Origin of the sequence: Arthrobacter sp. Marseille-P9274 (genome assembly GCF_946892675.1) — a bacterium.
Taxonomy (GTDB): Bacteria; Actinomycetota; Actinomycetes; order Actinomycetales; family Micrococcaceae; genus Crystallibacter.
Genome location: NZ_CAMPOV010000002.1, coordinates 553,192 through 567,042 on the forward strand (window position 1 = coordinate 553,192; position 13,851 = coordinate 567,042).

The following is a 13,851-nucleotide window of genomic DNA, read 5'->3' on the forward strand; positions in this document are numbered from 1 at the left end:
TTACGCGCCAGCTGGCTCTGCCGCTGGATCATTTGCAGGACGATCAAGTGGTGAGGTGGACACCCGCGGTGCCACTGACTCGCGATAATGCCGCGAAGGCTGGGTATAGCCGTGGCGTTCGTAGAATCGGTGGGCTTGCTGACGTTGGTTTGATGTCGAAAGCTCCAACACGGGGGCTCCCATATCCAGCGCCACTTGCTCCGTCGCTTCCAAGAGCAACGCACCGACACCGCGGGAACGCTCGGCTTCATCCACCACCAAGGCAGTGAGTCTGGCCTTATAACGCCCTCGGTAAGAAACGGCACCCGATGGACGTGCGCCAGACCGAATACTCGAGTCCCTGCCTCCGTCAGGATGCTGACCTGCCCGATCATCCGGGATCCCGTGGACTTCTGACAACCCGGCGAGGACACGGGCGGGGCCACTGGAAACCCCGCCCGATCGGAAAGTACCCGCCGCTAGTTGGCGGGCACGTCTCCCTGACTCGACGCTAGCTGTGTGAAGCTAGGCGACTACGGCAGCTTCTACGGCTGCCACCAGAGATTGCACATCGGTTTCGGTGGTGTCCCAGGAACACATCCACCGGACTTCGCCGCGCACCTGGTCCCAGTCGTAAAAGCGGAAGGATTCCCGGACTTGCGCGGCTGCCCCGGGTGGAAGAACGGCAAAGACACCATTGGACTCTGTGGCTTGTGTCAAGGCGACACCGTCGATGGCCGAGACGCCTGCGCTGAGACGTTGCGCCATCTCGTTGGCGTGACCGGCGGACCGCAACCACAATCCATCCGTTAGCAGGGCTATCAGTTGCGCGGAGACATAACGCATCTTCGAGGCAAGCTGCATGTTCATCTTGCGCAGGTAGTGCAGGCCCGGATCGGACTCTGAGTTGAGCCAGACAACGGCTTCGCCGAACAGCAGTCCGTTCTTGGTGCCGCCAAAAGACAGGACATCGACACCGACTTCGGTGGTGAATGCCCGCAGGGGAAGCCCGAGATGTGCTGCAGCGTTGGCCAGCCTCGCCCCGTCCAAGTGCAGTTTCATCCCCCTCGCATGGACGTGCTCAGCAATCCGTTGAATTTCTTCCGGCGTATAGCAAGTGCCGAGTTCGGTGGTCTGGGTGATCGATACGACGAGCGGTTGCGCGCGATGCTCGTCTCCCCATCCCCAAGCTTCGGCGTCGATCAATTCCGGAGTGAGTTTGCCGTCCGGTGTTGTGATCGGCAGGAGCTTCATTCCGCCAATCCGTTCCGGGGCGCCGTTTTCATCGGTATTAATATGTGCTGTTGCCGCGCAGATGACAGCGCCCCAGCGCGGGAGCAGGGCTTGTAAGGCAAGGACATTGGCCGCGGTTCCGTTGAAGACGGGAAATGCGGTAGTGGCTTTCCCGAAATGGGACTGGACGACCTGTTGAAGCGCCCGCGTGTAGACGTCTTCGCCGTACGCAGTGACATGGCCCTCGTTGGCTGCCTGAACTGCTGCGATGATTTCGGGGTGAGCCCCGGCGTAGTTATCCGAGGCGAATCCCCGGTAGTTCGGGTCGTGCAGGCGCCCCGCCAGTAGCAGCGGGCCGCCTGCTTTGGATTCAACGCTGACGCTCATGCCGGTACACCTGCAAGGTGGCCGGTCGTGAGGGGCAAGCGCTGCCCGTTGATCTGTTCTGCCTCCAGGTCGAAGATCCGGTGTACTGCGTCGGCAAGGACACTGACATCGGTGAATCCCGGAAATTTGCGTTCCGGGCGGGCTGCGCGCATCCGGTCATCTACCAGGGCCTTGACGACGAAGACCAAGGCGGCTGAGTGCTGAGCGGAGAGAGGTCTTTCGCTTCCTCTGTGCCGTAGCCGGAATCCGTCCGCCATGGCCAAGGTCCAACACTCGGCGGCGGATTTGACGGCAGCATAGGCGGCGCCGTCCGCTGTGGGCGAGGAAGCGGACTGTGCGGAAACGATGGCTAAACGTCCCACCGGGGAGGCAGCCACGTCATCGTAAAATGCGCGGCTGGTGTTCCTCAGGGTGGTGAGAACGCTGGTGTGCAGGAAGTCCCAGTCTTCATCCGTCTGGCCTTTTATGCCGGTACCGCCGCGCCACCCTCCTACGAGATGGATCAGGCCGTCCACGGGACCCAGATCGTGCCGGACAGACTCGGCCAAGTCGTCAACGGCTTGCAGGTCAGCGAGATTGCAGACGTAACCCGTAACGTTGTCGTATGCGGCCGAGAGCTCCCGCACTCGGTCCGCAAGAATGTCCACGGCGGCAACGCGTGCCCCTGCTCGCGAAAGGGTATCTACTACGGCAACGCCGGCAGCGCTTGTCGAACCGGCGACGACGACCGTACGCCCCGACAGGTCCTGGCTCATGCGCCCACCTTGCCCTCAGTCTTCACAGGGCTCTTACCAGTGATGCCGGCGGTAGATTCAATGACCGAGCGCATCTTCTTCTCCAGTGCTTCGTAGAACATCGACAGGGGAAATTCGTCATCAAGGACCTGGTCCGTCAGGCCCTTGGGAGGGCCATCGAGCGGAAGGGCCTTCGGCCCCTTGGCCCACACGGAGGCCGGGTTGGGGGTGAGGGTTTCTGAAACGAGCTGATAGGCAGCCAGCCAGTGTGCGGTCTTCGGCCGGTCGATCGAACGCCAGTAGAGTTCCTCGACGCGGAGACCAAGCTCGACGACGACGCCGGCGACGTCCTTCCAGTCAATGCTCAACTTTCCATCGGTCCAGTGCAGGACCCGGTGCTGGTGCATCCAGGCAAACAATAATTGGCCGCCCACAGCGTCGTAGTTACGGACCCGATTGCCGGTAATCGCGAAGCGGAAAATGCGATCGAAAATCACGGCGTACTGGACCAGCTTGGCGTGCTTGCGGGCGTCCTCGGACGCCGATTCGTCCCGCTCGATGAGGACTGATTCGCGGAAGGCGGTCAGGTCACAGCGCAGCTCCTCGAGGGAGTAGAGGAAGTAAGGCATCCGCTGCTTGATCATGAACGGGTCAAAGGGCAGGTCACCGCGCATGTGGGTCCGGTCATGAATCAGATCCCACATGACGAAGGTCTTCTCCGTGAGGTGCTGGTCCTCGATCAATTCCGCCGCATCAGCGGGCAGGTCCAGGGAGGTTATCTCGGCAGCAGCCTTCAGGACGCGACGAAACCGGGCAGCTTCACGGTCCGCAAAAATGCCTCCCCAAGTGAACGATGGAGTACTCCGGACCGCCACGCTCTCCGGGAAGAGTACTGCGGAGTTCGTATCATAGCCGGGTGTGAAGTCGACGAAGCTGATGGGGACGAACAGCTTGTTGGAGTAGTTTCCTGCCTCCAGTTCAGCAACGAAAGAAGGCCAAATGACTTCAATGAGGACGGCTTCAAAGTAGCGGTTGGTGCTGCCGTTCTGCGTGTACATGGGGAACACGACCAGGTGCGGCAGTCCATCGATGCGCCACTGCTCGGGGTGGAAGGCTACCAACGAGTTGAGGAAATCAGGCACGACGAAGCCCCCGGATGCCCACCGCTGGAAGTCCTGCACGAGCAGTTCAAGGTATTCCGTGTCGTGAGACAGATGGGGGCGCAGGTCGTCGATTGAGTCAGTAATGATGCTGACATTCCGCCGGGCCTGCTCGTGGTCTGCGGGTTCCGGAACGGAACCGTCCTGCGCCTGAACCTGCTGCAGTCCAATGACAGCCGTCTTCAGAGCCTGCCATCCCGGGAGCGCTTGGAGGTCATCTGCCAGGGTGGTTGCCGCTTCCGGGTTTGCGATTACGGACATGCTCGTTCCTTCCGTTGGGGGAGTTCTCGACGAAGGTAGCAATGACTAAGCATGCGTGACTGATTAACAGGCAATACATAAGGAAGTCTTTTGCTAAGAAGAGCTTCCTCCCCCCGATGCCCACGCCGCCCTTAGGGACCGTCATCACAAGCCATGCGGAATCGGCGTCCATGGATCCCCTGGCAGCCCTGAACGCAGAAGGCGCCGCATCGGCTGATCATCGCCGGCATCCCAAGCGGGAAATTCATCCTCGGGCACCTCGAACAACGGTGGAGCCCGCAGGCAGAGCCGCAACCGGTCAACGCTGTCGTGCCACTCGGAGTAATAGCGCGAGTGTGAGTCAAAGGCCAGTGGCAGCAGAGCCTCGGATCATCACACTGCGGCATCTAAATCGATCGTGGTGATGCAGCGGTTCCCCTGCTCCCGGTCTTCGGACACATGGTTCGCCCGTGGCCACCGCAGCCTTAGCAGATCTTCAGGGCAGCTTACTCATCAGCGAAGAAGAAATCAGGAACTCTTACGCTTAGCGCGGGTAGTCCAGGCCTATACGTAAGGACTAGGCTCGTCTGTCGTGCAACATTCGCTTCGCCAAAGAGCGCCTTCTTCTCGTGTGTTAGCTTGATCACCATCCTTCCTGGCCCCGGAGCGCCGGAAGTCTCCAATCCACCGCAGCTACCTTTCGGAGGCCCCATGGGACTGGGTTCCCACATGCAAACAAGTGACCGGGCTATTGCTCCCGACACGATGGAAACCGGTCTGCGTTTCGTTCCAGGACTGTTCTTCAGATCGGAGTCCACCACCGCGCAGGCAGGACTCAGCGGGACCGCTTTGGCCTTCCTGCTCGGCACGACAATCGCGGAAACCTGCACCAGTCGAGCCACCGGCGGCACGGGGAACCCGAGCCGGATCGCCTTGATGAACCTTGGCGGTGTTGCATGACACCAACGAGCGGAACTTCCACAGATATCAAACCCGATGCGCCGGCACAACACGCGTCATCCCCTACGACACAGGCGGGTCGTGCGTCCCACGAAACCGCCAATGACCTTAAGCGCGGGCTGAACAGCCGCCACCTGCAGATGATCGCGATAGGCGGTGCGATCGGTACCGGGTTGTTCGTGGCCTCAGGCGGCACCATTTCCCAGGCTGGTCCCGGGGGTGCGTTGGTGGCCTACGCTCTGGTCGGGCTGATGGTATTCCTGTTGATGCAGTCATTAGGCGAGATGTCGGCAAAAATTCCGGTCGCCGGTTCCTTCCAGTCATTTGCCACCCGATTTGTCTCCCCGTCCTTTGGGTTCGCGATCGGTTGGAACTACTGGTTCAACTGGGCCATCACAGTGGCCGCCGAGCTGGTCGCGGCGGGAATCATCATGGACTTCTGGTTCCCGGGGGTCCCCGGCTGGGTCTGGGCCGGCGTCTTCCTGCTCGTCTTGGCGGGGCTCAATGCGCTCTCGGCGAAGTCCTTTGGCGAGTCGGAGTTCTGGCTCTCCCTCATCAAGGTCAGCGCAGTGGTGCTCTTCCTGATCGCGGGCGTGCTGATGATTTTCGGCATCCTCGGGGATAGCTCCCCGGGACTGAGCAACTGGGAAAACCGCGATGAAGCGTTCCATGGGGGTTGGGTCTCAATCATCTCGGTCTTCATGATTGCCGGGTTCTCCTTCCAGGGCACCGAGCTCGTCGGTGTGGCCGCAGGCGAAGCCAAAAACCCGCGTCGTGAAGTGCCGAAGGCAATCCGCACTGTCTTTTGGCGCATCATGCTCTTCTACATCGGCGCCATTTTTATCATCGGCTGCTTGATTCCGTTCAATGATCCAAGCCTGTTGGCCTCCGGCGAGGCCGACATCGCGGCGTCGCCGTTTACCCTGGTCTTCTCGCGCGCCGGAATTGCCTTCGCAGCGGCTTTGATGAACGCGGTGATCCTGACCGCCATTTTGTCTGCGGGAAACTCAGGACTGTATGCCTCCACCCGGATGTTATACGCCATGGCCCATGACGGGATGGCCCCGAAAATCTTCGGCCGGACCAATGCGCGTGGCGTGCCGATCCCGGCGTTGCTGGCGACCGCGGCCGTGGGACTCTTCGGGTTCCTCTCCGCGATCGTCGGTCAGGGCGCGGCCTACTCCTGGCTGCTGAACATGTCAGGCTTGTGCGGCTTCATCGTCTGGGCCGGGATCGCGGTCTCCCACTACCGTTTCAGGCGCGGCTTCCTGGCTCAGGGGAACAAGGTCAGCGACCTGCCGTACAAGGCGTCCCTGTTCCCCATTGGCCCACTGCTGGCCTTCGCCCTGCTGGTCCTGGTGATTGCGGGGCAGAACTACGAGGCGGTGCTTGCCGGGCGGAGCATGGAGGTGCTTTCTTCCTACATCGGTTTGCCGGCTTTCATTGTCCTATGGCTGGCCCACCGCTTCGTCACCAAGTCCAAGGTGGTCCCGCTGCTCGAGATGAATCTCGCGGCACCAAAGGACCTCGAGGACGAAGCCCGGAACCCCCGCCCCCAGTAAACCTGCTGTCCCGGGCCGGCCCGGAAACAGTGAGCCGGGTGGGAGCTTCACCCGGCTCCCTGTTTTCCTGCACAGGTTAAACGACTGATTCAGCCGGACTTTGCAGGCGTCACTGGGTAATGAAGCGGGGGATGGCATAGAAGAGCCATTCGGCTGGGAAGCCGCTGAATCTCTGGAACTTCCCACGGCCTTGCCTGTCCGTACTGGAAAGACTTGCTTTCGGATCATGTCCGGCAATCGAGGGGCGCCCGTCTCATCCTTGCTTTGGACAGGTTGCACACTCGCCTTCAAGTTCCAGGCGGTGGGCGACTGCGGTGAACCCGTGCTGGCGGGCGACCAGGGAGGCCCAGTGCTCGAGGAGGGCGCCCTTGATTTCGATGGTGTGGCCGCAGTGCCGGCAGACAAGGTGGTGGTGGGGCCCATCGCCAGCGCAGCGGCAGTAGCGGTGTTCGCCGGCCGTGCCCATGGTGTGACATCCAGGTGGCCGTCTTCGGTCAGGGCCTGCAGAGCGCGGTAGACGGTAGCGAGCGAGATCTGTTCACCGCGCCGGCGAAGCCGCTCGTGCAGTTGCCGGGCGGTGAGGAATCCTGTGGCCTCCTGGAGCAGGTCGATGAGGGCTGAGCGCTGGGGTGTTGCGCTGCATGCCGGGCCTTCCTACGCGTCTTGGGCGGCGGGCTCACGCTGGGCCGGCGCAGGCGCGGCGGCCGCGGGGGCGCGCCGCCGGCGGGCCAGCAGCGGGGCTGTCGCCGCGGCCAGGGCGTAGACCCCGATGGCGAGCACCACGATCGTGGCCCCGGGCGAGAGCGGGCGGTAATAAGTGATGGCCAGCCCCGTCACGCACACGGCGGCACCGACGCCCATCGCGAGGGCCATGGTGGTGCGGAACGAGCGCGTGAGCAACTGGGCGACCGCGACCGGCACGATCATGATGGCGGAGACCAGCAGCACCCCGACCACGCGCATCGACACCGAGACCGTCAGCGCGGCGAGCACGGCGACCAGCAGGTTCAGCGCCCGAACCGGCAGCCCGGACGCGCGGGCGAACTCCTCGTCATGGCAGAGCGCGAAGAGCGCCGGCCGAAGCCCGAGGCCCACGCCCAGGATCACCGCCGCGAGCCCGGCCGTCAGCCAGACGTCCAGGCCGCTTACGGTGGAGATGGAGCCGAAGAGGTAGCCGGTGAGGTTGGCCGAGGTCCCGCCGGCGATCCCGATCAGCAGCACGCCGCCGGCGATGCCGCCATAGAACAGCAGCGCCAGCGCCACGTCCGCACTGGTCCGGCCACGCTCGCGGACCACCTCGATCAGGATGGCGCCAGCGACGGCGGCAATCACCGCCCCTGGCACGGCCAGCATGTCGTAGGGTGCCAGCCCGGCGGCGCTGCCGGCGAGCCAGCCCATCGCCACACCGGTGAGCGCCACGTGGCCGATGCCGTCGCCGAGCAGGGCCAGCCGCCGCTGGACCAGGTAGGTTCCCATCACCGGCGCGGCCACGCCCACCAGCACCGCGATGATCAGGGCGCGCTGCTGCAGCGGGCTGGCCAGCATCGCCTGCAGCGTTTGCCAGAACTCCATTATTGTTCCCCTCTGCCGTTCCCTGCGGCGGCCGGCGGGATTCTCCCGGCAGCCGCCGCTACCACTCCTTATGCAGGCCGGGTGTATGCCCGGCCCCCTGCGGCGCCTCGTGCGGATGCCGGTCCTGCCCCGCCTCGCTCGGGCCGTCCGCGCGCGGCGGGCCGTCGTAAGCGATTCGTCCCTCCGTCAGGACCACGGCGCGGCGGATCAGCGCGGCCAGCTCGCCCAGGTCGTGCAGCACCAGCAACACCGTCGTTCCCCTGGCCTGCAGCGCCGCGAGCGTCCGGGCCAGGGCCTCGCGCGACTCGCGGTCCATCCCTGCCAGCGGCTCATCGAGGATCAGCAGGTCCGGCTCACGGACCAGCGCGCGGGCGATCAGCACGCGCTGCTGCTGCCCGCCGGAGAAGACCTGGACGCTCTCTGCCGCCCGGTCGCGCAGCCCCACCTGCTCCAGTGCCTCCAGGGAACGACGCCGGGCCCAGCGGCCCGGGCGCAGGCGGCGGTAGTCCAGCAGCCCGGCCGCGACGACCTCCGCCGCCGTCGCGGGCACGCCTGAGCTGGCCCCCATGCGTTGCGGAACGTACCCGATCCGGCGCCACGGCAGCCTTCCGGCGGCTCCGAAGACTTCCACCCGGCCCGATGCCGGCGGCACCAGGCCCAGCAGAGACTTCACCAGCGTGGACTTGCCCGAACCGTTGCTGCCCAGCACGGCCACGGTCTCCCCGCGGCGGATGCTCAGATTAATGCCGTCCAGCACAGCCGCGCCGCCCAGTTCCACCCGGAGCCCGCGGACCGCGACCGCCGGTGTTTCCCGCGCGTCCCCCCTCGCCTGGTTCATGGCCGGCTTCGCCGCATCCTCCGGTGTCCTTGGGTCCTGGCCGGTCGCGCCCCCAGCGATGGGTTCTGCCGGTCGGGTCCGCCGTACTTCTGCCGTCATTTGCAGTCCAACGCCTTTTGCAGCGCGGCAAGGTTGTCGCGCATGACCTGCCGGTAGTCCTTATTCCCGTCGGCCTGTGCCTCTGCCGGATCCAGCACTGCCGTCTCGATCCCCAGCTCACGCGCCAGCGTCTCCGCCGCTGCCGGGTTCAAGGCGGACTCCGAAAACACCGTGGTGACGCCCTCGGCCTTGATGACCTCGCCTATCTCCGCCATGCGGGCCGGCGACGGTTCCGTCTCCGGCTCCAGCCCGGCGATGCCTACCTGCTCCAGGCCGTACTTGTCCGCCAGGAAGCCATAGGCCTCGTGCGAGACCACGATCGTGTTCCGCCGGCAGGACTCCAGGCCGGTCTTGAATTCTTCGTCCAGCGCCGTCAGCTCTTTCGTCAACGCGACGGCGTTGGCTTCATAGGCCTCGGCGTTGGCGGGGTCGGCCGCGCCGAGCTCGTGGGCGACCTCGTGCGCCACTTCGGCCAGCCGCTCCGGATCCAGCCAGAAGTGCGGATCCGCCGCCGCATGGTCATGGCCGGCAGGCTCATCCCCGGCCGGCGCGCTCTCCTCCGCCGCATGATCGTGGCCGGCATGCTCGTCCCCGCCCTCCTCGTTCCCCTCGCCGCTCTCTGCAAAGGCGGCGACATCCAGAAGGCGCTCGGGCGAAGTCCGCTCCACGGCCTCGTCGACGGCCGGCTGGAACCCGGACAGGTACACCACCAGGTCGGCCGCCCCCAGCTCCGCAACGGCGTTGGGCGAAAGCTCAAGGTCGTGTGGTTCCGCGCCGGGCGGAGTAAGCGAGCTGACCCGGACCAGATCCCCGCCGACCTTCTCCGCCACGTACTGCAGCGGGTAGAAGGACGACAGCACAGCGGGTTGTTCCCCGCCGCTGCCGGCGATGGCGGCGTTGCCGGCAGACTGGCCGGCCCCGGCACAGGAAGTGAGGGCGAGCAGTGCTGCCGCGGACATGGGGAGGCTCAGCAAGGTGCGGGATTTCATGAGAACGATTCTCAAACTACTGAGAATCATTGTCAATTATGAAACCCTGCGAAGGTGCCGGGGGCGGGTTTTTTGCTAATGAGAATGGTTCTCATGTAGCCTGCCGTTCATGTCTGTCATCCTCGTCACCTCCCTCGATCCGTTCTGCCGCCAGGACGCCTGCGAATCGCTCCGCGACCGCTACCCGGACGCGGTCACCGTGCTGCACGATCTGCTGGAGAACGGCACGGTTCTGCGGACCATCTTCCGCGGTGAGCGGCTGGTGGAACGGGCGCAGACGCCGTTTGAGCACGGCTGCCTCAGCTGCACGGTCCGGCACGATGTGGTGCCGACCGTGCGGCGGCTGCTGGACGATGGCACCGCGGATGTGGTGCTTGGTCTGCCTGCATCCGTCCCCGCCGGAACGGTGGTCGAGGCGTTCGAGCGGGGCCCCGGCCCGGTCCCGCACATCGCGTCCGTGATGCTGGCCTGCTCGCCGGCCAATCTGGAGGACCAGTTGTGGGACGCGCACACGCTCTTCGAATCCGGCTACTCGCCGACCCCCGAGGACCACCGAAGGCCGGGAGAGTTCCTGGTCGGCGAGCTCGCCTATTGCGACACGCTGCACTGCTCCGGCCCGGCTTTCGCAGCGGCGGGTTCCGCGGCGCACTCCCGCGGCATCCGGCTGGCGGCCGAAATTGCCCCGCACGCCGCAGTCGTCGTTCCCGGAAAACCCGGGATGCCCGGGCGCTTCGACCACAGTGAAGCTCTCGCCCGCTCGCGCCCGTGCTCGGTGCGGATCCCGGCGGCAAGCTCCAACGCGCCCTTCCGCAGCACTGTGCTGCGAGCGGCCCGCCCGCTGCACCCCGGGCGGTTCCGGCTGGCCCTCGCCGAGCTCGCCGAGGGCAACTGCTGGCTGCGTGGACGCATCTGGCTCGCCTCCTCGCCCGCCTCCCGGATTGCCTTATGCGGCGCAGGCCCGCGCATCTGGCTGGAGGACACTGGGCCCTGGCTGGCCGACGCGATGCCGGCCGGCGCGCCATCCGCGGGCCTGGGCATCGACGCAGCGTTGGACTGGCACGAAGAACACGGCGACCGCGGTACGGTCCTCGCCATCACCGGCGACGAAGTGGACGCAGAGCACGGCGCACGACTGCTGCGCCGCTGCGAACTGACCGAGGCCGAAATGTCCCGAGTGCCGGCGCCGCTGCCGGACCCCTTCGGCCTGCCCGCACTCCCCTAAAGGTCCCCTGAACCGCTTGCACCCCTGCGCCGGCACGTGCCCGGCGCCGCCCGATCCCCTGCACCCGCAGGCGCACCGAAAAGGAACAAATGAAAGTCCGAAATTCCTGAAGGCCCTCAAGAAACAGCCCGGCGCCCAAGTGGTCCGGCGCCGCGGCGCGTCTTCGTCATCAATAAGAAGAACCCGCGGCTGAAGGCTCGGCAGGGCTGATCCGCGTGAACAAGACCCTCCCGCCCCTGAGGCCGCCAACCCGACCCCTCGGCGAAACCCGGATCCGGCGCCGGGCCCGGCCAGCCGCCGCAGCCTCGCTCGCCGCCGCGCTGCTCCTCACCTCCTGCGGACAGGCCGCACCGGCCGGCCCCGGCACTGCTGAAACAACCCCTTCCGCCTCACCGGCGCCGCAGGAGGCTTCCGCCGCTACGCCGCGCCTGGTGATGACCTACGACGGCGGCCTCATGACCACTGACGCCAAGAACCTGGAAGTAATTGCCGAAGAGCCCCTGGCCGGGTTCAACCGGCTCAACCCCGCCGGCGACGGGCGCCACGTCCTGGTCTCCACCGGCGATGCCTTTCAGGTGTACGACGCCGGCGCCTGGTCCAGCAGGCACGGCGACCACTCGCACCACTACACGGCGCAGCCGGGTCTGACCTCCACAACATTCACCGCCCCGGAACCCGGGCACGCCGTCAACCACGCCGGCATGACCGCGCTCTTCAGCGATGGGACCGGCCGCATCGAAGTCTTTGACCCGGCAGACCTGACCGAAGGAAAGCCTGAAGTCAAGGAACATCTGCTGGAACACGCACACCATGGCGTCGCCGTGCCGCTCGAGGACGGCGGATTGCTCGTCACCCTGGGCACCGCAGACTCTCGCAACGGGATCGCCGTGCTGGACGCCGCCGGGAAGGAGGTTGCCCGGAACGAAGACTGTCCCGGCACACATGGTGAAGCTGCCGCTGACGGGGCAGTCGTCGTCGGCTGTGAGGACGGGATCCTGATCTACCGCGACGGCAAGATTACCAAGGTGGACAGCCCGGACAGTTACGGACGGATGGGCAACCAGGCCGGCACCGAGCACTCCACCGTGGTCCTGGGCGACTACAAAGTCGACCAGGACGCGGAGCTGGAGCGGCCCGAGCGCATCTCCCTGATCGACACCGCCACTGCGCAGCTGCAGTTGGTGGATCTCGGAACCAGCTACTCCTTCCGCTCACTCGGCCGCGGCCCCCACGGCGAAGCGCTCGTCCTCGGCACCGACGGCGCCCTGCACATAATCGACCCGGAATCAGGCACCATCACCCAGCGCATCCCCGTGGTGGAAGAATGGAGCGAGCCGCCCGAATGGCAGCAGCCGCGTCCCACCCTGTTCGTGCAGGACCACACCGCCTATGTCACCGACCCCGCCGGACAAAAGCTACACGCCGTCGACCTGGAAACCGGCGAAGTCACCGCCACCGCAGAGCTGCCGCATGTCCCCAACGAAATCACCGGCATCTCCGGCTGACTACCCTCACATCACGGACCCTTAGTGGCTGGGCTGAGGCTTCAGTCCAGCCACTACAGGCGAAGCAGTGAAACTTTGACGGAAACAGACTGCGTCCCACGTGCGGCACCCATCCAGGTGCCGCCGCTAACGGCGCATATGTCGCCACCCTTGCCGGCGCACCCAACGCTGATGTTCATGGCATAAGTCAGGGACTTACCCAGATGAATGAAGCTCCGGTCAGGACCAACAGCATCCCGGCGAGGCTCAGGCTTAGTAGCGCTGCCCGCATGGCCCCAAAGGTTCACCTGCCTTTCGCGGCCGCGACTGCCTGTACAGCGCGGTCGGCAGACCCATCAAAATTCCGGCCACGATGAGCACGACCCCCAGCTGCATGAACCCAGCCTAGTCATCCCCCGACCGTTCCTCTGCTGCATGCCAGTACAACTGCCAGTAGGATCCTCAACCCTGGATTAGCTAGCAGTTTCCCGCCGTCATCATCCGGTTGTTCGCACGCTTGGAGGTGTTCGTCGCGTCGGAAGGCGAGTTGAAGGTCGACGAGCGCCTGCCTCATCAGCGTTTCCTGCCGCGCCCAAGCCGCACGGCCGTTGCATTCTCTGAAAATCTGCTCCTGCAGCGCAGGGGAGAGGCGGACCAGGTCTTCCACGGGCAGTGCGGCGAGGTTTGCAGGGAAATTGTCATCGCGAGAAATACGATCTCGAAAACACCTAGGTCTTCCTTCAGCCTCCAAACGCCTTGAGTCTAAAAGGCGTCGACCACCTGGCGGCACCCCCCCGTTTGACGGGGCCCATAGCCGCCGGTAGGGAGGTGCTGTCAGTGGCCGGACGGGGTTCCGACGCCAAGACGGCCCAAGGCAGCGCATACACGAGCACCATGCAGATCAGCCCTGCACTCATCTGCTTGCCCGTTCCACCGCCCAACCGGTATCGGCGCAGGTGCTAGTCGTGGCGGCTCAGATGCAGTCAGGCAAACGGGCCGGTCGCTTCCTGCGAAGATGCGGCCGGCCCGCCTCATCCCGCCACTCACAGGCAGGGACTTGGCACATTAGCGCCACCCCCTTAGAAGCACCTGAGAGTTTAGTTCCAGTGGTGCCTCCCTCCGATGACAGCGCCTCCGTCCCGTTTTTCCTAGGGACTCCAGCGGGCTCATCCACGTGCCGGTCTATACTCTTGCCTCTTGCCAGGAGCCGTTGAGTGTGCCCCTCGCCAGTCAACCCGGCCACTTAGAGCACAGCGGTGCTGAGATGCCGGTTTGAGGACAAGTCCTCGTGCAACCTGGCTGTCCACGACCTGTTCGCTTCCGCCGTATTCGCCAGGCGGGACCGGAAGCCACGGCGGCGCGATCAGCCCGATACGCATTATCTGCTTCCCT

The 13,851-nt window shown here is 65.0% G+C and carries 12 protein-coding genes and 2 pseudogenes; 5 read left to right on the forward strand and 9 right to left on the reverse strand.

Going from position 1 to position 13,851, the window contains the following annotated elements; translation table 11 throughout:
• From OC550_RS22390 to OC550_RS15815, 4 genes are all read right to left on the reverse strand, one after another.
• On the reverse strand, window positions 1–399 hold the full coding sequence (locus OC550_RS22390) for a GNAT family N-acetyltransferase (protein ID WP_368736942.1): 399 nt from the start codon (window positions 397–399) through the stop codon (window positions 1–3).
• 105 nt (window positions 400–504) lie between these two features.
• Window positions 505–1,599, reverse strand: coding sequence for a low specificity L-threonine aldolase (locus OC550_RS15805; protein ID WP_262106872.1), 1,095 nt, complete (start codon window positions 1,597–1,599; stop codon window positions 505–507).
• Window positions 1,596–2,354 (reverse strand): SDR family oxidoreductase, encoded by a 759-nt coding sequence (locus OC550_RS15810; RefSeq protein ID WP_262106873.1) that lies wholly within the window; start codon window positions 2,352–2,354, stop codon window positions 1,596–1,598. The genes OC550_RS15805 and OC550_RS15810 overlap by 4 nt, the downstream gene beginning before the upstream one ends.
• Window positions 2,351–3,754: a DUF6421 family protein gene (locus OC550_RS15815; protein WP_262106874.1), complete on the reverse strand. Its 1,404-nt coding sequence runs from the start codon at window positions 3,752–3,754 to the stop codon at window positions 2,351–2,353. The genes OC550_RS15810 and OC550_RS15815 overlap by 4 nt, the downstream gene beginning before the upstream one ends.
• A gap of 690 nt (window positions 3,755–4,444) precedes the next feature.
• Here OC550_RS15815 and OC550_RS15820 point away from each other — a divergent pair.
• The gene (locus OC550_RS15820; RefSeq protein ID WP_262106875.1) at window positions 4,445–4,693 is read left to right on the forward strand and encodes a hypothetical protein; all 249 of its coding nucleotides are present in this window, start codon (window positions 4,445–4,447) and stop codon (window positions 4,691–4,693) included.
• Window positions 4,690–6,255 (forward strand): amino acid permease, encoded by a 1,566-nt coding sequence (locus tag OC550_RS15825; protein ID WP_262106876.1) that lies wholly within the window; start codon window positions 4,690–4,692, stop codon window positions 6,253–6,255. Before OC550_RS15820 ends, OC550_RS15825 begins: the two co-directional genes overlap by 4 nt.
• 253 nt (window positions 6,256–6,508) lie before the next feature.
• Here OC550_RS15825 and OC550_RS15830 read toward each other — a convergent pair whose 3' ends face one another.
• The 5 genes and pseudogenes from OC550_RS15830 to OC550_RS15850 form a co-directional block, all read right to left on the reverse strand.
• Window positions 6,509–6,721: a Fur family transcriptional regulator gene (locus tag OC550_RS15830; RefSeq protein ID WP_262106877.1), complete on the reverse strand. Its 213-nt coding sequence runs from the start codon at window positions 6,719–6,721 to the stop codon at window positions 6,509–6,511.
• 65 nt (window positions 6,722–6,786) lie between these two features.
• A pseudogene (locus OC550_RS15835) lies at window positions 6,787–6,867 on the reverse strand (hypothetical protein); the annotation flags it as partial.
• A gap of 42 nt (window positions 6,868–6,909) precedes the next feature.
• Window positions 6,910–7,827 (reverse strand): metal ABC transporter permease, encoded by a 918-nt coding sequence (locus tag OC550_RS15840; protein WP_262106878.1) that lies wholly within the window; start codon window positions 7,825–7,827, stop codon window positions 6,910–6,912.
• A gap of 58 nt (window positions 7,828–7,885) precedes the next feature.
• Window positions 7,886–8,764 (reverse strand): metal ABC transporter ATP-binding protein, encoded by an 879-nt coding sequence (locus OC550_RS15845; RefSeq protein WP_262106879.1) that lies wholly within the window; start codon window positions 8,762–8,764, stop codon window positions 7,886–7,888.
• Entirely contained in the window at window positions 8,761–9,753 is a 993-nt protein-coding gene (locus OC550_RS15850; protein ID WP_262106880.1) for a metal ABC transporter substrate-binding protein, read from the reverse strand. The genes OC550_RS15845 and OC550_RS15850 overlap by 4 nt, the downstream gene beginning before the upstream one ends.
• Window positions 9,754–9,862: 109 nt before the next feature.
• Here OC550_RS15850 and OC550_RS15855 point away from each other — a divergent pair, with 109 nt between their 5' ends.
• The 3 genes and pseudogenes from OC550_RS15855 (at window position 9,863) to aztD (ending at window position 12,480) form a co-directional block, all read left to right on the forward strand.
• Window positions 9,863–10,975: a GTP-binding protein gene (locus OC550_RS15855; protein WP_262106881.1), complete on the forward strand. Its 1,113-nt coding sequence runs from the start codon at window positions 9,863–9,865 to the stop codon at window positions 10,973–10,975.
• 89 nt (window positions 10,976–11,064) lie between these two features.
• Window positions 11,065–11,185: pseudogene (ykgO, locus tag OC550_RS15860) on the forward strand (type B 50S ribosomal protein L36).
• Window positions 11,186–11,190: 5 nt separating this feature from the next.
• Window positions 11,191–12,480, forward strand: a complete 1,290-nt coding sequence (aztD, locus tag OC550_RS15865) for a zinc metallochaperone AztD (RefSeq protein ID WP_262106882.1) — start codon at window positions 11,191–11,193, stop codon at window positions 12,478–12,480.
• Window positions 12,481–13,851 lie beyond the last annotated feature (1,371 nt).